At 60.0% G+C, this 20,506-nt stretch carries 17 protein-coding genes; 11 read left to right on the top strand and 6 right to left on the bottom strand.

Annotated features, from left to right (window positions below):
- Nucleotides 1–18 precede the first annotated feature (18 nt).
- Both ACQY7R_RS16525 and ACQY7R_RS16520 read right to left on the bottom strand, forming a co-directional pair.
- Entirely contained in the window at nucleotides 19–273 is a 255-nt protein-coding gene (locus ACQY7R_RS16525) for a hypothetical protein (protein ID WP_428306673.1), read from the bottom strand.
- Nucleotides 274–1,018: 745 nt separating this feature from the next.
- On the bottom strand, nucleotides 1,019–1,324 hold the full coding sequence (locus ACQY7R_RS16520; RefSeq protein WP_428306672.1) for a hypothetical protein: 306 nt from the start codon (nucleotides 1,322–1,324) through the stop codon (nucleotides 1,019–1,021).
- An 827-nt stretch (nucleotides 1,325–2,151) separates the two neighbouring features.
- On the opposite strand from ACQY7R_RS16520, the gene ACQY7R_RS16515 reads away from it, so the two are divergent.
- From ACQY7R_RS16515 to ACQY7R_RS16490, 6 genes are all read left to right on the top strand, one after another.
- The gene (locus ACQY7R_RS16515) at nucleotides 2,152–3,165 is read left to right on the top strand and encodes a PEP-CTERM sorting domain-containing protein (RefSeq protein ID WP_428306671.1); all 1,014 of its coding nucleotides are present in this window, start codon (nucleotides 2,152–2,154) and stop codon (nucleotides 3,163–3,165) included.
- A gap of 77 nt (nucleotides 3,166–3,242) precedes the next feature.
- A complete protein-coding gene (locus tag ACQY7R_RS16510) occupies nucleotides 3,243–4,982 on the top strand; it encodes a hypothetical protein (protein WP_428306670.1) in 1,740 nt (579 codons plus the stop codon).
- A 176-nt stretch (nucleotides 4,983–5,158) separates the two neighbouring features.
- Nucleotides 5,159–7,012, top strand: a complete 1,854-nt coding sequence (locus ACQY7R_RS16505; protein WP_428306669.1) for an endonuclease — start codon at nucleotides 5,159–5,161, stop codon at nucleotides 7,010–7,012.
- A 187-nt stretch (nucleotides 7,013–7,199) separates the two neighbouring features.
- On the top strand, nucleotides 7,200–8,297 hold the full coding sequence (locus tag ACQY7R_RS16500) for a DUF1559 domain-containing protein (RefSeq protein WP_428306668.1): 1,098 nt from the start codon (nucleotides 7,200–7,202) through the stop codon (nucleotides 8,295–8,297).
- A gap of 38 nt (nucleotides 8,298–8,335) precedes the next feature.
- Entirely contained in the window at nucleotides 8,336–8,785 is a 450-nt protein-coding gene (locus tag ACQY7R_RS16495; RefSeq protein WP_428306667.1) for a hypothetical protein, read from the top strand.
- A 141-nt stretch (nucleotides 8,786–8,926) separates the two neighbouring features.
- Entirely contained in the window at nucleotides 8,927–9,799 is an 873-nt protein-coding gene (locus ACQY7R_RS16490; protein ID WP_428306666.1) for a response regulator transcription factor, read from the top strand.
- Between the two features lie 119 nt (nucleotides 9,800–9,918).
- Here ACQY7R_RS16490 and ACQY7R_RS16485 read toward each other — a convergent pair whose 3' ends face one another.
- From ACQY7R_RS16485 to ACQY7R_RS16470, 4 genes are all read right to left on the bottom strand, one after another.
- Nucleotides 9,919–10,179 (bottom strand): hypothetical protein, encoded by a 261-nt coding sequence (locus ACQY7R_RS16485; RefSeq protein ID WP_428306665.1) that lies wholly within the window; start codon nucleotides 10,177–10,179, stop codon nucleotides 9,919–9,921.
- A gap of 974 nt (nucleotides 10,180–11,153) precedes the next feature.
- Nucleotides 11,154–12,311, bottom strand: coding sequence for a hypothetical protein (locus ACQY7R_RS16480; RefSeq protein ID WP_428306664.1), 1,158 nt, complete (start codon nucleotides 12,309–12,311; stop codon nucleotides 11,154–11,156).
- A gap of 74 nt (nucleotides 12,312–12,385) precedes the next feature.
- On the bottom strand, nucleotides 12,386–13,444 hold the full coding sequence (locus ACQY7R_RS16475) for a DUF1559 domain-containing protein (protein WP_428306663.1): 1,059 nt from the start codon (nucleotides 13,442–13,444) through the stop codon (nucleotides 12,386–12,388).
- A gap of 424 nt (nucleotides 13,445–13,868) precedes the next feature.
- On the bottom strand, nucleotides 13,869–14,945 hold the full coding sequence (locus tag ACQY7R_RS16470; protein WP_428306662.1) for a substrate-binding domain-containing protein: 1,077 nt from the start codon (nucleotides 14,943–14,945) through the stop codon (nucleotides 13,869–13,871).
- 493 nt (nucleotides 14,946–15,438) lie between these two features.
- Here ACQY7R_RS16470 and ACQY7R_RS16465 point away from each other — a divergent pair, with 493 nt between their 5' ends.
- From ACQY7R_RS16465 to ACQY7R_RS16445, 5 genes are all read left to right on the top strand, one after another.
- Nucleotides 15,439–16,071 (top strand): hypothetical protein, encoded by a 633-nt coding sequence (locus tag ACQY7R_RS16465; RefSeq protein ID WP_428306661.1) that lies wholly within the window; start codon nucleotides 15,439–15,441, stop codon nucleotides 16,069–16,071.
- A gap of 105 nt (nucleotides 16,072–16,176) precedes the next feature.
- Nucleotides 16,177–16,980 carry a hypothetical protein gene (locus tag ACQY7R_RS16460; protein ID WP_428306660.1) on the top strand — a complete coding sequence of 268 codons (804 nt, stop codon included), beginning with the start codon at nucleotides 16,177–16,179 and terminating at the stop codon, nucleotides 16,978–16,980.
- Nucleotides 16,981–17,021: 41 nt separating this feature from the next.
- Nucleotides 17,022–18,110 carry a DUF1559 domain-containing protein gene (locus tag ACQY7R_RS16455; protein WP_428306659.1) on the top strand — a complete coding sequence of 363 codons (1,089 nt, stop codon included), beginning with the start codon at nucleotides 17,022–17,024 and terminating at the stop codon, nucleotides 18,108–18,110.
- A 30-nt stretch (nucleotides 18,111–18,140) separates the two neighbouring features.
- The gene (locus ACQY7R_RS16450) at nucleotides 18,141–18,602 is read left to right on the top strand and encodes a carboxypeptidase-like regulatory domain-containing protein (RefSeq protein WP_428306658.1); all 462 of its coding nucleotides are present in this window, start codon (nucleotides 18,141–18,143) and stop codon (nucleotides 18,600–18,602) included.
- A gap of 47 nt (nucleotides 18,603–18,649) precedes the next feature.
- Nucleotides 18,650–20,131 (top strand): glycoside hydrolase family 99-like domain-containing protein, encoded by a 1,482-nt coding sequence (locus tag ACQY7R_RS16445; protein ID WP_428306657.1) that lies wholly within the window; start codon nucleotides 18,650–18,652, stop codon nucleotides 20,129–20,131.
- Nucleotides 20,132–20,506 lie beyond the last annotated feature (375 nt).

Below are 20,506 nucleotides of genomic sequence, written 5' to 3'. Positions count from 1 at the left end.
GACTCCCCTCAGTCGCCATCAGCACCCAGGTTCGGTCGAACCTGACGTACTGAAGTTAGCGAGCCCCTTCTCTTTCCGACGGGCTCGAGTCCACTCGCTTTGTACGACCTCGTACTTTTCAAGCAACTTTTTGTCGATGGCTCGGGGGTCTTTCCCCTCGCCAACCGTTCCTTGGACGTAGTGACAGTAGCCATGCCGCAGCAAGCAAGTCGCGATGCGTTGCACGAATCCCGTCACCGAAGTCGTCTCGTATTTGTATGGTTCCTTTCTCATTTCCAGCCCCCTTTCATGACGACTCAAACAGCAAGCCGTCATAAAAAGGGGCAAGCTTCTTGCTTGCCCGGAAAAAACATTCAATGCGAAATCAGCTTGGCGACTGATGCGGAACTATCCATCGTTCTCGCCTCAAGCCAAGTAGGTGACTTCGCAAAACCTCGAAGGTAAAACCTATCCTTCGATTTTTGCGAACCTTCCATGCCACGCAGCCGCATTCAATCTCGCGGGCTGCTACTAAACTCTTAGCAGCAGCCCGCCCAATTTCATGCTAACCGTGTTGCTAAACACCTCGGTGAAAAACCGTCGTGTGCAAAGCACACGTCGCCTGTCCACCGCCAATTCGCTGCCAAAAGACTTCTCTTCTCCCGAAGAGAACTCGTTTGACCACCATGCTTCCAACCAAGGACCGCCGGAGCCCTCCCAGTGGAGGACCTCCGGCACAGTTATCCGTCTGGCTTAGTAAGCCAGTCGTCGCTTTCGTCGGCTCTCATGCTCGGGGTACCACCCCCAAGCGAGCACGGGTCATGACTGCCTTGCCATGACCATCGGGACGGCTCCGCCGCCCGGTCACGCTGACCGGAGCGGTTTTTGCCTAAGCCAAAGAGGGAAGTTTTCACGACTTCCCTCTTTGCGGCTCTCGCAGGCTTGGCAAGCTCTCATGCCGCGGGTCGTTTACCGCCCCGCAGCACCGCGTGCAGAACAAGTTGATTTCGCCAGTGGCTCGCTCTTTCTCCATGCCGGTTCAGGCTGGCAGTCGATGGAGATCGCGAATTGTTCGCTGCATGCTTCGATCGTTTGAGTTGACGTTCTCGATTTGCCGCTGCTCGGCGAGCACGCGCGCGATCTGCGTGAGGCGTCCGTAAATCATGAAGAAGCCGCCAAGAATCAAGAAGACGAGGCTGCCGACCGGAGGGGGATCATTTGAGGCAAGCCCGACGATTTCGATGAAGCCGGCTGCAATGAGTAGCAGAACTCCCGTGATACGCAGCGTTAGTTCGCCCGTTGTTTCGATGCGAATGAAAGCGGGCGAATGCGTCGACTCGTTCATCGTTTGCTCCCAACAATTTGATTGGCGGCGTCTTTGGCGGATTCTCTCCGCGCGGCCGAAGCGACTTGGTCTGGCCGAGGGTGTGGATTTCTATACGAATCTTAGGCGTGCTGCGAGAGAAGTCAGGGCAGTATTGCGAATTGTTAACACTAACGTGCCGCTCAGCGGCTTATGGCGAAGCTTTCGAGATCGTCATGCTTGCAACTGAAGCGAGTATGTCATTGCCCGTGCGCCTCTACGGTCAATCTGCGTCAGCATTCGACAATTGCACGCTCGCCTTCCATTAGTAAAGACTCAATGCGGAAATAGACATAATTAGATGTATAATTTGTCAATTAGGTTTTTCTTGAGCGCCTGTGGCGAGTGAAGTCCTTGCAGAACTACTGGCGCTCATCGCCTTTCGGGTTCAACGTCGGACTGTTCAACCTCTTTGTCGCGCGACCTTGAAGCAGCGGCTGCGTGATGCAGATTAGATGCGAGTCGAGCAACCGCGCGCCGCGTTTCGACCCTTCTGAGCGGGCTCGTCTAGGCCTGCCGCCGCTTCATCACGACTGAAATTCGAATCCATAACGGACCATGGTCTGCGGCGACTGAGCGTCGCGATAAGTCGATGCGAGTTTTTAAATTGCCTCGCTCGCGACTCGAAAGACGCTCACGCGTAATTCACCGTTTATTCATCTAGCAAGAACCCGGCCTCAACTTCTCGCTCCCTAAACTCAGTCTCGCCGGTGAATGCTGCTTTGGTTGGGCCTGACCATCCTTGATACCCATGGTCAGGACGGGCATCTCGCCGGTTTTTTAAGACACCCTCTCTCCGGGAGCTCGAGATGAAACGTCCGATTCGTCGTTGTGGAGTCGCATTAGCACTTGGGATTTGCCTCGCGCAAGGCGCTCTAGGGGCTGTTTCGTTCACCGGGAGCTACTCGGAAACGTTTGATTCGCTGCCCAACTCGGGCGCCGCCACCGGGTGGACGAACGACAGCACTCTGTCGGGTTGGTCGGCGTTTAAGCGTCCAGCTCCTGGAACTCCGCTGGCGTCGATCACGCCCGGCACTGGCAGCGGCAATGCCGGGGCGCTCTACAGCTTTGGCGCCGCGGGCGACGCCGACCGCGCTCTGGGCGGACTTGGCTCCAACGGTACTTATTGGGGCAGCCCAGGGACCGGCACTGTAGCGGGCTGGATTGCCGTTGCCCTCACCAACGGCACCAGTTCGCTGATTGATTCCGTGACGTTGGCCTTCGATGGCGAGCAGTGGCGCGACGGCGGCAATACTAACGCTCAGACGATGGTGCTGGAGTACGGCATCGGCGCCGCATTCGAAGCGGTTACCTGGACGGCTCCGGGCGGGAACTTCGATTTTGTTTCTCCGATTCACTCGGCCACCGGGGTGGCTTTAAACGGCAACGACCCTGCCAATCGCATGGCCGGCCTAGGCGGTAGCCTCAGTGGCCTGCCGTGGGGCGTCGGCGAAACGCTCTGGGTTCGTTGGATCGAGAACAACGACACCGGCAATGACCACGGCCTAGCGGTCGACAACTTTTCGGTGACCTCCTCCGTGGTTCAACCGCCGGCCGACGATGCGGATTTCAATGCCGACGGCAAGGTCGACGGGGCGGACTTCTTGGCGTGGCAACGCGGGTTCGGCGCGGGCTCGACGCTCGGCGAAGGAAATGCCAACGGCGACGGCGTAGTCGACGCCGCTGACCTCGAAATCTGGAAGGCTCAGTACGGCCAGTCTTCTGTAACGGTTGCCGTCGGTGCGGTGCCCGAGCCTTCGACTTGCCTGTTGGGCGCGATTGGCTTGGTTGTATCTCTGGGCGTCGTTCGTCGCCGCTCGTAGCAGTGCATCGATTCAGCAATTGAAACCCCAATTCAAATTTCCAGCATCGCCTAAACATCTTTGGAAGGGTTTGTCTAATGAAACTAAAAGTTCGGTACGCGCTCGCGGCCCTTGCCGCGCTGGGGCTCGCTGCCCCAGCCAGTGCGGCGGTGGTCCACAGCAATCCGATTACAGGTTCCAATCCGGGACTAGTGAGCCCCTACACGACCGGGCAAACGGTGGCGGCCAATTTGTCCGCTTCGGGTATTGGCCATGGTGCGGGCGCCACGGGCTCGAGCGCCAACGACCGCTACGCCGCCAACTCCTGGAATTCGGCTAGCCTCGACAACACGGCTTACTTCGATTGGACGCTCACGCCATCGAGCGGGTTTTCCATCGACTTCGCGTCGTTGACCGGCAATTGGCAGCGGTCGAGCACCGGGCCTAGCTCCTACTCGCTGCGATCCTCGCTCGACGGTTATGGAGCGGACCTCGTCGCAGGCTCCATCGGCGGATCAGGGACGGCCGAAGCTTTTAATCTGAGCTTGGCTTCCGCGACGTTGAACTCCGTCGTCGCCCCGATCACGTTCCGCCTCTACGCCTGGGGGACGACGAATGCCGCGGGAACGTTCAGCATCAACGATTTTTCGTTCGATGCGGCGATTGCCGCCGTGGCGACGGGAAACAACTCGGTCATCACCGGCCCTGTTCCGCAGTCGTTTGGTCGCGTGATGGTCGGGCAAACGCCGTCGATCAATTTCAATCTCAGCAAAATCGGCAGCGATGCGACGACCTATGCGGCGACGCCGAACAACAGCGGCGTCGTCGTGACCGCGGACGGAGCGATTGCCAGCGGCAGTCAGAGTGAGAACGTCTCGCTGCAGCTGCAGAACAACGCCAATGGTTCCGCCAGCACCGGGCTCAAAGCGTTCTCCGTGGCAGTCGACAATTTGGCTGCTACGAGCGCTGCCGCCGGCCAAGGCTCAGCAGATCCTAACGATGCAGTCGCCGTTTCAGCGACTGTCGTGGCGAACCGCGTGCTCGCCGCCTCGCAGGTCGATCTGGGAAGCGTGATCGTCGGCGCCGCGACTCCGTCGCAACTTACGACCGTCACCACCACGGGCGACGACAATAACAACACCCGCGTGACGCTCGACGGCGGTTCGGCGACCGATGGTTTCGTCACGGTAGCGGCCGCCGCTACGCAGCTGTTCGACGATTCGGCGGACTCGACGCCTCGCGGCGTTGCCGGAACGTTTGCCACGGCTGGCGCCAAAAGCGGCAGCGTCGCCCTTGCTGTGACGGGCGAAGGTCTCGCTGGCGAAGCGGTGCAGGGCACGGCAGTCGACTACGTCGCTACGGCGTTCGATCCCAGCGCCGCCGCTTTCTTGTCGAATGCCGGCACGACGCTGACGCTCGACTTCGGCACGCTGCTCCAGGGAAGCGGCGTTCATGCGCTTGGCGACGCGATCTACAACGCGCTGCAGACGTTGGACTACACGGCGGGGCTTGACCTCGATTCAGTGCTTGGCAGCGGCGACCAGAGCGTGCTATCGGCCGACTTGGTCAGTGGAGCGTTTACAAACCGCGCTGCGGGACAAGCGAACGCCTTCGACTTCCTCGCGTCCTTCGATGCCAATGCTCCGCTCGGCACGTACTCGACGACATACACGCTCGGATTCTCGGATGCCGACGGCATAGCCGGCGCCAGTTCGTTCGGCGCTCAGCAGCTGACGCTGCAGTTGACCGGCACGGTCGGCGTCCCCGAGCCGTCGACGTTTGTCATGGGGCTTGCCGGTTGCGTGGCATTGCTCCGCTGCCGACGGATGCTGGCATAGCCTGCAGCTTTGATTTCTTGAACGCCGCCGCACTCAGCAATGCGTGCGGCGGCGTTTTCTTTAGTGCGATTTCCCGCGTTTTTCGGATCAGTGCTGGGCAATGCGCCGATTAGATCATTGCCACGCACGACGTCGACCGCGTCGACGCCTCACGTTTTGGAGCATTGTAGTTCGCTATGTTCATTTGCCGGTTCCGCGCTATCGTTACGTTCCTCGCCCTTGTTTGCTTAACTGTTGCCGCCGCCCACGCGCAATACAATCCGCCGGCGAGCTACTACAACTCGGCGACCGGCACGGGCGCGACTCTTAAAAGCCAGCTGCAGACCATCGTCAGCAGCATGACCGGCATCAACTACGGCAATGCTCGTTACTCGGCGCTGGCGACTGATGCGGATCCCAATTCTCCCAACAAGATTCTACTGATCTATAACCGGGCGTCAGTTGCAGCCACATGGGATGAGGGAGCGACATGGAATCGCGAGCATATCTGGCCGGTCTCTCGCTTGGGCGTCGGCGATCCCAGCAATTCGACCACTAGCGCGGCAAGCGACCAGTTTAACCTGCGTCCAGCGAACCCGAGCATCAACTCTTCTCGTGGTAATGCGCCCTTCGGTACTGACAGCAAGACCGGCGCCTATGGCAACAACGGGGCGTATTTCTACCCTGGCGATGCAGATGCCGGCGACGTAGCTCGCGCCCAGTTCTACATGGCGACGCGCTACAGCCAGTTGACATTGACGGACAATACGCCGTCGGGGACGCAGATGGGCGACCTCTCGTCGCTGCTCAACTACCATTTCCGCGACGTTCCGGATGCGTTCGAGCAACGTCGAAACCATGCCATCTATGGACTCGCTGGCGAGAATAGCCCGGCAATCACGAACTCTTACGCTCAGAAGAATCGGAACCCGTACGTCGATCACCCAGAGTTTGTGTGGTCGGTGTTCGTCGACCAGATGAATGATAGTAGTATTTCGATTCAGGGAGGAACTTCCACGGGCGGCGGCGGATCGGCCCTCGATCTCGATTTTGGTCGCGTCCTCGTGGGTGCCGCGGTTCCTGCGAATCGCTCGGTGACGCTTAACAAAGCCGGCCTCGACGGCACCTACTTTCAAGTGACGCCTACGGGCAATGCGACTAGTTCGTTAACGGGCCGCTACAACGCCTTCCACAACTCGACGACCGACTCCAAGGTCGTCAGCATCGGCGTGACCGGCGGCACTGCAACTCCCGGCCTCAAAAATGGCCAAGTGACGATCGACAACCTCGACATCACGACGCAGGGCGGCCTCGGCGTCGGCGCCAACGACGCTAACGACGTGATCACGACCAAACTGAGCGTGCTCGATCACGCCAATCCGTCGTTCAACGGCGTGAGCGACGTCAATCATCTCGCATATGACTTTGGTACGGTGGCACTAGGAAGCGCCGCCCCTGTGTTTAGCTTTGATCTCTTCAACCTGGGCGCCAACAGCGGGTTTACGGCCGGTTTGGATCTCGATGGAGTGAGCGGCGCCGGCAACGTAGCCGCATTCTCAACGACCCTCGCGAGCTTCACGGCGTTGGTGGCCGCCAACAGCAACAATTTCTCCGCATCGCTGAGCACGTCGACGTTGGGGGCGTTCTCGGCGACTTACACGTTGAACTTCTCCGATGAGAATCTGCCGGGCGCGGCGTCGGTCGCTCCGCTGACTTTGTCGCTGACCGGCATGGTGGCTGCGGCGACTCAATCGGCGGATTTCAACAACGACGGGCTTGTGGATGGCGCCGATTTTCTCGTCTGGCAACGAGGTTTCGGAGGCGCCGGCGGAGCACCCGACGGCGACGCGAATGGCGACGGCCTCATCGATGCGGCCGACCTAGTGATCTGGAAGGGACAAGCTGGGGCGGCAACCGTAGTTGCCACGACCGTACCTGAACCTCAAGCGGTCGTATTGGCAATCTTCATGGCGGCATCCGCCGCGTGGTCGCATCGCCGGACAATTCGCGGCATCGTGCGCGAGCAAATCGGCGTTCTCTCTGAATATTGATCAAGCTTGGACCATTTTGCGACCTACCGCCTGACACAATTGTTGCGGTAACGGTGCAGTGGTCGTATGCGAGCTGCCATTTCCAATCGCGGGCTTGCGCGACGCGTGCGCCGTGCGGTGTTAGCGCTGCCAAGTCGCTCACGATCGAACTTACGATTCGCAGAGGCGCTTCGCTATGGGGAAAAGATTGAAAGCCAATCGTAACAACACTCGCCGTCGCGGTGGCGAGAAGCCGTACCCGTGCCCTGGATTCACGCTCGTCGAACTGTTAGTCGTCATCGCTATCATCGGCGTACTGATCGCGCTGTTGCTGCCAGCCGTCCAGGCGGCGCGGGAAGCGGCGCGCCGCTCTCAGTGCGCGAATAATATCCGCCAGCTGGCTATCTCCGCGCAGGACTATCACGGCGCGAAGAATGAATTCCCGCTTGGCATGGAGATGATGCCCGGGCTGAACACAACCCGAGCGACGATGTTCGTGCGGCTGCTTCCTTATGTTGAGCAAAACGCTCTCTACCAGAAGTGGGATTTCAACCCGACTGGTGCGGGCCAGTTCCCATCGAAGAGCATTACAAACAGTGTCGCTACCTCGCTCGCGGCTACGCTCATTCCGAGCTTCGTCTGTCCGTCGGATCAGTTTGCAGAGAACCCCTATCTGCTGCCAGGCGGCGCTCCGCAGGCCTTTCCTGCGCAAACGGCCGCCGGCGCCGCTACCGGCTACTACTCTGGAACTAGCTACGCCGGCAATTACGGCGAGGGCTCGTACTACACGCAGTACTCGCAATTCCGCATTCGCCCCAGCGGCATCTTTTTTCTCACGGGGCCAGACGCCACGTTAACCACCGGCCTGCACGTGTTGGCAGACGACCATCGCAATCTCCCGCCGGTGAGAATCGCAGCCGTGACGGACGGAACCTCTTCGACGCTCATGTTTGGCGAGAAGTTTCACTACGACGAGTTCTTCGATAGTTGGACCAGCGGCAACAGCGGGTTGAAGATGCATCAGGTCTCCGCATGGGCTTGGACTGGCGGTATGAAAGGGACCGCTCACATTTTTGGATCATCGGCCGTGCCCATCAACCAAACGGCTCGTCACTACACGAGCTCGCCGAACGACATCCAAGCTCAGGATCGCCGCTTCAATGGTTGGGGCAGCGGCCATGTCGGCGGCGTGACATTTGCGTTCTGCGACAGCTCCGTCCGTTTCATCGCCGACGCGATCGACCAAGTGACGCTCGTCGGGCTCTCCACGCGGGCGGGCGAAGAGATCGTGCAATCCAGCCCCTAAGTGATTGAAGTTGAATTCAACCATTAGCGAGACGATCCGTGAAATTGGCGACGCCGTGCACGACCTTCCAACGACCGTTCGTTATCGCGATAGCGATTGCCGCCATTTCCTGCGGCTGTAGCGACCGCGAGTACGAGATCGCTGAAGTCGAAGGCGTTGTGACGATTAACGGCCGCCCTGGCGACGGCATTCGGGTCGAATACGCACCCGACGGCTCCCAAGACGGTAAAGGCCCCTCTTCGACGGCGGAGACGGACGACCAAGGCCGCTTTCAGCTGCAGTTCTACGATGACGACATCGGCTCGATGCAACGAGGCGCAGCCGTCGGCTGGCATCCAATCGTCGTCACCGACCGGCGCCTCGCAGAATCCGCAACAGGGCGCAACCTCAGAATGCGCTTACCCGCAGAATACATGTCAATTGGATCGACCCCGCTGAAGCGCGAAGTTGTCTCAGGTAAGCAGTCCCACGAAATCACGATCCCTTAAGCAAATTAGTGAACGCAGCAGGCTCGGCGTTCATTAACAGACTCTTCGCGCAATCGCAACCAAGCGTCGATTACACTCTCATGAATCTCTCCTTGCGAGGCGGCCCACACGTTATAAGGCTTCCTGAATATGGCGCCGGTAGTGTCTGACAAGACGTCAGCGACAGGACTTCTGCATGCGTACGCTTCGATTCCGGCAGCTGGCCGGGGAGAAGCGTACAACGAACGCATATCGCATGTGACGGACGCCCAAGAACGCCTTGGCAAAGTTGCAGGGCGTCAACTATCGATGGCCGAGAGTGAGTCTGATGCAACTAAGTCGGTGCTGCTGGTGGCGTCCAGTTCGCCCACCCGAACTCACTTTCGCGAGTTGATCGCGAAAGGAGGATACCGCGTCGCTGCGGTTTCGAGCGCCAACGAAGCATTGCGTTTGCTGCGGATCGAGGTCTTCGCCCTCGCCGTCGTTCACGAGGTCGACGACAAAACGCCGTCGAGGCTAAGCCGCGAAATGAAGTCGCTCACGGACGAAGACTTGCGGCCGCCACTGCCGGTGGTACTGCTCGCATCGACGTTCGATCCTGATTACGCGGTCCGTTGCCTACGGGCCGGATCGGACGATTACATTACCGGCCCGCACCTCGAACCACGCGTGCTCCTCGCGAGACTCGAAGCCGTATTACGTTCTTACCGTCGGCAAAGCACGGAGCGAGAACGCGAAAGGAAACTGCCCGCCCATGTTGGCGACATCATGATCGATCCCGAGCGATTCCGCGTCGAAGTCGACGGCAGCGCGGTTGAAGTGACTCGCATCCAGTTCATGCTGCTTTACGCAATGGCCAGCCAGCCCGATCGCACGTTCACGCGCACACAACTGCGCGGGATCGTTGCCGAGCAAGGCGGCAATCTAGACGACGGATCGATCAAGTCGCATATTCACCATCTTCGCCGACGTCTCGGAGTCGCCGGAAGGCAGATCGAAACGGTGCGCGGACACGGGTATCGCTTAGTTGAATAAAACAAGTGGTTGAACAATTTGCCGGCGATGCCGAGTATGTCGCCGAGCGCGGCGATTACGAGTGCAAAAGAGGGCGCGGCCTAACAACACGGCGGAGGCCCAACCTAATCGTAAGCTGATTACAATTCGCCGCGTCTTACTGCTGCCGCGCGTTCCCAAATTCGGGCCGTCATTTCTTCCGACGCCGAGGAGGTGACGGCGTCCATGAGACGTTGAAATTCAGCGGGCGACAGCAAAGCGAAGTCAGCGGCCCGTAGGTCGGCGCTTACTTGAGCGATGAACTTCGCTTCGTCCCTCGATTGAACATCGAGCACTTGCCCGAGGAACGGAACGAAGATGGCGTCAGTGATCGTCGCTGCTGGATCGACTAGTGCTTGCATGGCTCCCTCGCGGTGTGAAAAGATCGCTGCGACGGGCCGGTCCACCGGGGCGGCGGCCGATGTCGAGCTCAGCTGAATGCAAGCATAAGCGGCGAATATGAAGAACTCTCGCGAATCGCCGAAGCCCAAGAAAGCGGGCTGCCAGTGACTCGCCGCTTTCTTCACGGCCTTCACCCGCCTGCAAACAGCGTGGCGGCCCCTGAGATTGCGATTGGCACGAACCCCAGAAACCGCCGCGCTGAGCAACGCGGCGCGTTTCGCTGGAGGAGTTCCCAAAACAAGGTCGGAGAGGGAACGGCGAAACGGCGCAGCTGAACGCTACTTCAAAGAGGTTAAGGCGTAGTTTGGAGGCGCTGAAAACGGCGCTGCAGTAGTCATCTGCAGCAGCGCTCTGGCATAGAGGTAAACCGGGTTCACCGGATCGAATCCTCGGCACTCGGTGCATTCGCCCGAGCCGATGCAGACGCTGCACTGGCGTTTTGATCCGCGCGGGCCAAGGCAAGGTTTTGATCCACGCCCGCCGCATGCACGGCAGCAACCCGTATCGTAACAGTCTTTGCAAACGCTCATGCGGAGCCTCAGCGGAAGAAAATCGATCGCTCCAGCGAGGTCGCATGCTCGCTGGAGGATTTAATGCGAAGAGTGAAACGCGGCGATTTGACGGTTCGCTGGGCGTTTGCCAGATGCACTGCGTTAGCTGGAGGATAGACGCCAACTGTTAAGGCAGAGTTCAGAAGATGCGAATTCTACGGCATGCAGTTTCGCGGGATTCCTCAATCGAGCCTCCGCTCCAGCATTGACTGCTGCGGATATCTCGGCCATGACGATGTCCGTCACGTCGACTGCCTTGAGAAATGCAATTCGATCTTTGTTGCAGTGCGCACTCTCTCGGCGTGTGTAAACGACGACAGCCACCGCGATTGCGGTGGCTGTCGCTCGCGTTGCATGAATTACGACTGACGAAGCGAGTCGACTTAAGATCGTCGCCGTGCGAACATTGCGGCGGCTAGAGCCGTGGCGGCTAGCGCAATCGCGGTCGGCTCGGGTACGGCGGAGATTGGCGGGGTCGAGCCGACGCCGAAGTTGGCGCTCCAAGCCGCGAGGTCGAGATCGTTCACCGCTCCGTCGCCGTTGGCGTCGCCATCGCCGAGCAGGGCGCCGGTAGCGAGGCCGAAGCCGCGTTGCCAGATCAGGAAGTCGGCGCCGTCGACGAACGTGTCAGCGTTGAAGTCGGCGTTGACTGGCGGTGCAATGGCGGTGATTTCATACGAGATCGGCGTGCTGAGTTGGAAACCCTTGAGCGCCCATGCGCCGACGTCAGTCTTCAGGGTCAGCGGCACGTCGCCGCCCGCGGGGCTAAACGTCGCGCTGAGCGTGTTGGTGATCGGGATATTGCTGACGACCGTGCCGGTGGAGGTGCCGAATCCCCACGTGTTGGTGCCATCGGACAGGGTGGCGCCTTCCGTGCCGATGTCGAGGCTATTCGAACGGAAAGCCGTGAAGCGAGTGGTCCCGGTGGAAATCGGCGTGAAACTGAACAATCCCGTCGGCGTTCCGCCCCACACGAAGTTGCTGGCAGTGATTGCGCTGAAGTTCAGCTGTTCACCGGCGTCGAGATTTCCGTAGTTTTGGTTGGCGGTGTTGGCGATCGCCAACCCGTTGCCGGTGTTGCCGTTGGCGGTGATGAGGTTCATGCCGTTGGCCGACGCAATGGTAAACAGAATGTCGTAGCTCAGCGTCACGCCGGTGGGAACCCCATTGCCGTTAAGCCAGTCGTCGGCCGTATCGGCCGTGGCATCAGCGCCGACGGATGTGGCGTTGCCAGTGATCGTGACGTGGCCGCTGACCGTCGTGCTCGACCCCGTGGGTGAGGAGCCGGGGCCATTCGGGGTGCGAATGCTGCCGGTAAGCCCATTCGACGGGCCGATGGTGTATTGGGTGCCGTCGGTGGAGTTGGTCGAGCCGGTGAAGAACGGCGAGCCGGCGGAAGTCGTGGTGCTGAACTGGTCGTGGCTGTGGTTCGAGAAGCCACGGCCGGTGATCGTAATGGCTTGGGCGGGCGTGACGGCGACGCCAGCGAGCCATCCAGTGAGCAGAGCGATGAGTGCGGGCGAGAGAAGGGGACGACGCATGAGGGGAGGATCCTGGGTAGTGACTGGCGAGTGGTGACTGATGACTAGTTTGCAGAGAGATGGGGGACGCTCGGCTACTGGCCGTTGCCTTCGGCGTCGTTCGCGTAGAGCGGCGGATCGTCGCCGGCGATGGTGCTTTGGGCGCGCCAGATGGCGAGATCGACGCCGTCGCTGATGAACTCGGCCGAGCCATCGCACTTCGAGGCGTTGACGCCGCCTGCATGAGTGCTGCGAGACGCTAAGACATACTGTCCCTGATTGGCGGCGCCTTTCTTGGGCAAGCAGGGCGCTAAATGGCCGTTGTCTAGGGAGCAGACAGTGACGTCAGGCGCTGCGGAATTCGGGGCCATCCGGGTCATGATTTGATATGAGCCCGGCGCGAAGATCCACACCCGCGAACGTCGATCCGCGTCGTCCGATTCTACGGATGGAACTTGGCGCATCTCCAACTGCAGGAACGTGTTGCTCAGACCATCGCTGATCTGCTTGAAGTTGATCTGTTGCCCGGAGTTATCTTGCTCCTTGTTGGTTGCGTTCGGATCTTTGCCGAAACGCCAGAATTCCATCTGGGCTTGGCTGGCCGTCATGCCGGGAACAGCGAGGCTAGGATTCGCCCAAAACGGTCCGCGACGGGCGGCATCGACGGCAAGTTGGGAGAATGTGCCGTAACCGTAGTTGAATCCGTAATTCGATTTGCGATCACCTCCTTTATCTTTTCCGCCAGCAGCATGGATTTGCGATTCATCGCTGGTGCAGTGGAGCATCGGCTCCGGCCGTGAGAGTAACTCAAGATTCTTCGTGGCTGTTGGGGCGACGGTGAAGTCATATGCCGCGCGGACCGTTGAGCCTTCCATGAAAGGCAGGAGTTGAATGTACATCTGTGAGCGATGCTTCACTTGCGACGGCGGACCGTTAATGTCGACCGGCAGGTAGCGGAACGCGTCGTGATGATTCTGCATCGCCAGCGCAAGCTGCTTAAAGTTGTTCAAGCATTGGCTGCGGCGGGCGGCCTCGCGGGCGGCTTGCACGGCTGGCAGCAACAGCGCCACGAGGACGCCGATGATGGCGATCACGACCAGCAGTTCGACTAACGTAAACCCGGAAAGGCGGCGTTGGCGCCCGATCACTGGCATCGATTCATTCCTCGTTATGGCCTCGCACGGCAAGGCGGGGCCTCGCTCTCGGCCGGCCCCCTTATGCCAGTGACGTGCCAAACGGCGGCTGGGGCGTGATTTTTGCGGGAAGCGCTGCAAACAAATGCGCAATGACAAGAGAAAAGACGAGTAAGCTAGCTCGCGAATATGTTCGACAACGGGCGTTTTGCCCAGCAAATAGCGTAGTTTGCCGGGAAAAGGCGGGTTGAAGGGTTTTCCCCAGCGCCTGGTGAGAGGGAATGGGCGCCAGCATCCGGGCGCCGCGATGGAAACCGGATAGTCATCATCAGCCACGGGTGGTCCGTGTTATATGACGGTCGCCCGTCTTCTGTACAGGCTGATATCCCTCTCAAGAGGGCATCAGTCGCGGGAAGTTGTCGCTAAATACGCCTTCGCCAGGCGATTACTTCTTCGCGATGGGAGCGACGGTGGGGCGGCGGGTTGATTCGCCCTCAAATAGCGCGGCGCTTTTGGGTTCGAGCAGTTTGGCTCCGTCGAACTGATCGGGGCCGAAGATCCAATCGAAGCAGGCCCCCAGCACTCCGGCGAGCTTCGGCATTTGCAGGCCAGTGATCGACGGGCAGAAGAACTCGGCCGGCGGTTCGATGTTCATCGCGCAGATCGAAAGTTCTTTGCCGACATGCACGCCCCGTTCCCAACTCGCACGCATCATGCCGATGGCGGCAGGGCAAGTGGTGCCGACAAGGGCTGTTGCTTCAACCTGGCCGTTGTCGAGCAGTCGCGACATTAGCTTGTAGGCGGCGATCGTCGGGTCGGTGTAGGGAGCGGCGGGGTTGTCCCACAGGCGACCGGCGATTCCCTTGCGTTCGATCCATTGCCGCCAGATTTCGATGCGGCGGCGAATCTCGGCGTTTTGGTTCTGGGTGTTGACGCAATCGATTTGCCGGTGCCCCAGGTCGTAAAGGTGGTTAAGCACCTTCTGGATGCTGGCTTGCGAGAAGAGGCGGATCGACCTGATGCCGACGTCGGAGTAATCGCCGTCGAGCATCACGATCTTTTTGGCTTTGAACGCATCGATCAGCCGCGGCGGAATCGGTTCGCCGGACGGAATGACGATCGCGCCGCGAGCCTGGGCGGCTGCTTCGACGATAGTGCTTTCATCCCAGTGGACGAACTGCACCGGCCGCAGGCGGACTTCGCGTTCGTCGGCGAACTCAGAGACCATACCGCGAAGCTGCGTCAGGTAGGTTGACGCATAGGCGGGATAGAGGAGCACTACCTCCGCAGGGCGGGTCCGCTTGGCGTACGACGGGTGGACGTCGAGGGCGCCGGACGGATGACGAGTGAGCACTTTCAGCTCAAGTAATTCAGAGACGGCCCGGCGAGCCGTCATATAGCTAACGCCGGTATCCTCGGCGATCTTCCTCTCGCCAGGGATGCTGCTAAGCAGGTAGTCGCCTTCGTCGATGCGACGCTGGATGACGGACATCACCTCCGTGTATTTGGCTGGGGCGGGCATGCGTGCGTCGCGAAAGGCGGAATAAGTTCGGTGCTCGTTAATTCGGGGTTGGCAACTCACGGGACCGCTAGCGTCGCAGCGGGCGTGAGTGAATTTGCAATGTGCGGCTGCCGGGCGTTCCTGCGAAACAACCGGCTAATGCCGACGGCGTAGCTACGCGGCGGCCGTAGAAAGCGTATCTCAGAAAAGAGCGATAGAACCGTTGACACCCTCTTTTTCTTAGCATAGCATGAACGCTACAGGTTGCAAGGATGAGGCAACCTACTTCTCCGATATCGTCTTGATCGAAAATTTTAAGTCGACTCTTTTCCTCCAAGTTCTCGCTCGCTATTCGTCGCATCGGCTCTCATTTGCGTGTGCAATTGGCGGCGGTTTGACCTCGTTCGGCTGATACCAACGTTTTTCATTTCCAGACGCGATTGATCGCGTCTCGACCTCTTCCGTCAACACTCCTCTCATCACTCTTGAACACCTTCGAAGGGAGAAAGATCCAATGATGAAGTCTTTGCGTCGCTGCGCCTTGATGGCAGCGCTTGGCAGTATGTTGCTGTCGGGAGTCGCCCAGGCAGATGCGCTGATTACCAACTTCGATAACTTCGTTTCCGACGCGCTCTATCCGTCGTGGGCGCTGCCGTCGAGCACGGTCGTCTCCGGCCCCACGAGCTACAACATCACGGCGACGGGCTACGGCAGCAATTACAAGTACATCGGTTTTCCGGAGATCGTCGGCGCCGGCAACAACACGATCGAGCTGACCGTCAACTTGAGCGGCCCTGCGGCTGCCGACGGCATGCTGGGCCCGATCATCGGCCTCATCGACGGCGACGGCACGCACGTCAACTACGCTTGGTACGGACAAACGTTGGGCAGCCACGTATTGACGATGCCTGTCGATTCGCCGACGTGGACTGCCGTGGCGGGTTCGACGCCAGGGCTCGACCTCAACACGCTCACGCACATGCACATGCAACTCGATCCGGGCGGTTTTGCATCGCAAGGGCAGTACACAATCCAATGGCAAAACCTGCGGTTGACCAACGTGGTGCCTGAGCCGGCGACGTTGACGCTGGCCGCGTGCGCCGGGGCCTTGGTGCTGGGTTGCCGCCGCCAACGGGCGAAGCAGTAGGACTCATCGGCGGCCGCCGTGCACTGCTGCTGGGGGCACGCAGTGCACGGCGCGCCGTTGTTGCAAAACAAGTTCGGGATTCTACGAGACGGGGATGCGACTCACATGAAGAACCTGCTCACTCTCATCGCTATCGGCGCGGCCGCCTGCTTGTCGTTGTCGCAGGGCGGAACGGCGCGAGCCGATGTGCAGATTACTAGCTTCGACTTAGGCTTCTACTTCGAAAACGACCTCTACGCCTCGTGGAAATCGCCTTCGGCGGTAATCGACTATGGCGCCACGAGCTACAACGTTACCGCCACAGGTTACGGCAGCAATTGGGCCTATATCGGCGCGTCGCCGATTCAAGGCGCCGGCAACACGCACATTCGGCTCGATGTGACGCTCGAAGGACCGCCGGCCGCCGAGGCTAAATTGGGACCGATCATCACGCTCGTCGATTCGGACGGCACTCGTAACAACTACGCCTGGTTTGGCCAATTGCTCGGCAACAACATCCTTACCTTGCCGATTACGTCGCCGACGTGGGTCGAGGCGCCCGGAACGACTCCCGGGCTCAATCTCAACGCGATCGATCATTTGCATTTGCAGATCGACCCGGGCGAGTTCGGCACGCAAGGCGCCTACACGGTGCGTTGGAACGATCTGAGTTTGATCACGCAGGCTGGCGTGCCGGGTGATTTCAACAGCGATAGCCGCGTCGATGGGGCTGACTTCCTCGTCTGGCAGCGCGGCGGATCGCCGACGGCGCTCAGTCAGGCGGACTTGGCGACTTGGAAGGCTAACTTCGGAACTGGAGCGGCAGCGCCCGCTGTGGCGGCCGTGCCCGAGCCGGCGACATTCGGTTTGTTGGCGGTCGCTGGGTTCGCGTTGTACAGCTTTGGCCGGTCGCAGCGAGTCGCGCGCTAACGTGCGAATGGCGAGCAAGCGGGATTGCAGAGGAGTTGCATATGTCCAAACGAATCAATAACGGTTTGCGAATTGCCCAGCGGAGCGGCGGCTTCACGCTCGTGGAACTGCTGGTGGTGATCGCCATCATCGGCGTCTTGGTGGCGCTCTTGCTGCCTGCGGTGCAAGCGGCGCGCGAGGCGGCGAGGCGCTCGCAGTGCACGAACAACCTGAAGAATATCGGGTTGGCTTGTCTGAATCACCATGACGCGAAGAAGTGCTTTCCGCAGAGTATTCCGCATGTGAATGGCTGGGACAACTTCACCGCCGAGTGCGGCGGCAGCAATTCTGTCGTGCAAGAGACCGTGCCGAGACCAGCGCCGGGCTTTAACGGCAAGGGTTGGATTGTCGACATCCTGCCTTACATCGAGCAGCAGTCTTCCCATGCTCAGATTGTTGCCAATTACGTTTGTCCTACGGGTGTGGACTTTCGTGCCCGTGCTACCATCGGCTTTGGGATGGGCAACTTGGTGATTCGCCCAATTGTTTCCACTCAGCTTCCGATATTGAGTTGCCCTTCAGACGACTCGGCTGCGCCGTCGGATGGCCAGCAATGGTACTGGAACACTCAGCCAGGTACGATTACCGCGACGACAAGTTATAAGGGGTGCATCGGCGATTCGCTGCTTTCGGTGGCCGCTGAACGTTGTAGCACCGGCGTCGATCCCCCCGCCAGCAACATCAGCGGCTCGCCGGATACTCACAACACGATGTCGAACAACGGCATCTTCCAGCGAGCCAGCATCTGGCGGCCGATGAACATGAAAAACATCACCGACGGCGGCAGTAACACATTCCTGGCCGGCGAGAACGTCGTCTTTACCGATTACCACTCGGCGGCGTTCTTCTCTGACGGCGACTGGGCGACTTGCAGCATCCCGCTGAACTACCTGCCGATTCAGCTACCCCCAGAGAGTTTCAAGGATACGACGATTTCGAAATCGGTCCGCGGCTTCAAGAGCATGCACGCCGGAGGCGCCCAGTTCGTGATGGCCGACGGCTCGGTGCAGTTCATCCAAGAGGGGATCGATATGCTGAGCTATCGCGCCCTCTCGACGCGCGACGGCGGCGAAGTCGCCCGGCTGCCGTAGTTAGCAACAGGAACCTAGCGAGGGCTCGGCGTGCGCCAGTTCAGCAACTCGTTCGTTTATCCCGCGTTGATGTTGTCGACCGTGCTCCTCGGTTGCGGCGGCACGAGCAACCAAGCGACCGTCGATGGCGTCGTTACGCTCGAAGGCGCCCCGGTTCCTTCGGGTTCAATCTCGTTCGTCCCTGCGAGCGGTGGGACGCAGTCGTACGCGATGAGCGACGCGTCGGGCAACTACGAGGTCTACACCGGCCGCGAGGCGGGCCTCAAGCCGGGCGAGTACAACGTGACGATCGTAGCCCGCGAGCGTCCGGCGGTGAATCAGACCGAATTGGGCGGCCCGGCGCCGGCCGGGGCGGCGATCACGCCCGCCTGGTACGCGTCGCCGGAAACGTCGGGGCTAAAATTTACTGTCGCGCCCGGGGCGAATGAGATTAACCTGGAGTTGTCGAAGCAAGCTCCCGCCGGCTGGCGCGAGCCGGCGAAGCGACGGTAAACGACTCCTCAACTCTCCGCGCGCCCTCTCTGATTGGCAACGCCCCTTTGAGCCGACTCCTCCGATCGCTGTCGATGTTTGCAGCGCTGCTACTAGCAGCGTCGCCGCGCGTCGCCGTCGCGGCCGATCCGGTCAAGACGAATCCAGCGAAGGTCTACATGCACTACATGCCGTGGTTTGAAACCCCGGCGACGCTCGGCGGCAGTGCGTGGGGCTGGCACTGGAAGATGAACAACAAGAATCCCAACGTCGTGGATTCGGAGGGGCGTCGCCAAATCGCCGCCCACTACTATCCGAAGATCGGCCCGTACGCCTCTCGCGACGCCGACGTCATCGAGTATCACCTGCTGCTGATGAAGATGAGCGGCGTCGACGGCGTCATGGTCAATTGGTACGGCGTGCAGGGCTCGAACGGCGACATTAACGACCTGCTGACGAGTTCGAACGCGATTATCGCCCAGACGAACGATTTCGGTCTCGACTACAATGTCGTTCTCGAGGATCGCTTCTCGACGAATATCAATCAGGCCAAGGCAAACATCGCTTATCTGCGCGACAATTACTTCAACGATCCGAACTACATTCGCATCAACGCCGACAACGACCCGCTATTGAACGTTTTTGGGCCGATCACGTTTCAGCAGCCGGCGCAATGGACGGAGATTTTGGGACAAGCTGGCGAGCCGGTCGATTTCCAGACGCTGTGGTACGAGCGGAACGATGCGGGAGCGAACGCCGACGGCGAGTATGCGTGGATCTATCAAGACGCCACCCGCACGTACGATCAGCACGTTGAAGACTTTTACAAGTTCCGCGCGACGGCGGCGGGATCGTATGGCGGCGTCGCGTTCCCTGGCTTCAACGACTACTACGTCCAAGGGGGCGTCGGCGACATTATTCCGTTCGACATTCCGCACAACAATGGTGCGGTGCTCGACCGGACGCTGAGCCTCGCCAACCAGTACGCGAGCAAGCTCGACTTCGTGCAGCTTGCGACCTGGAACGACTTCGGCGAAGGAACGATGTTCGAACCGACGGTTGAAACCGGGTACGACTATTTGTTGAAGCTGCAAGATTTCACCGGCGTCGAGTATGGCGAAGCGGAACTGGAGTTGGTCTTTCAGCTCTATCGAGCGCGGAAGGCGTATGCGGGCGACGCCGCGAAGCAAAGCCTGCTCGACAATGCGGCGACGCTATTGAATGATCTACAGATTGGCGACGCGCGGTCGATCATCGACAACCTGCTGCCGCCGGGCGATTTTGACGGCAACGGCACGGTCGACGGCGCTGACTTTCTGGTCTGGCAGCGCGAGAATGGCAGTACGGGATACTACCCGCTCAAGCAGAAAGCCGCCGATGGGAACGCCGACGGCGTTGTGAACGACGCTGATCTGGAGTTGTGGCGGCAGTACTTTGGGTTTGTGAGCACAAGCATTGGGGCAGCGACTGCTGCGTCGGTGCCGGAGCCAGCGACGCTGCCGCTTCTTCTCACGGCGGCCGCTTTCTGCGGATTACGCCGACGCCGCTAAGACTTGGCGAACGTCGCGGCTGCATTCCTAGCCCCGGGCTCCGCCCGGGGGTGCAGTACGAGCGACTCGGCCCTTTGGAATGGCAACCGACCCCCGGGCGGAGCCCGGGGCTAGAGGCAAGGCGTCCAAGCCCGTGCGGCCACTCCAGCCGCGGTTTCTATAAATCGATGCCTCGACGGGGATCCGCGCGACCCCCGGCCCCGCGACCTGGGTTGAGAACGGAGAGGCGCTTCGGCGGAATGAAGAAACGGCCTGTGTACCCGCCGAATTGAGGATCATCGAGATGGATTTTGCCTGCGCGTCGTTACCACCGGAACAACCGGACGGTCGCGGCGGCCATTTCTCGATCCAATCGACGACGGCAAACCGCAGCAC

Origin of the sequence: Lacipirellula sp., assembly GCF_965279485.1 — a bacterium.
Classification (GTDB): domain Bacteria; phylum Planctomycetota; class Planctomycetia; order Pirellulales; family Lacipirellulaceae; genus Lacipirellula.
Note: the sequence above shows the minus strand (reverse complement) of the source record. Positions and strands in the feature narration are given on the sequence as shown.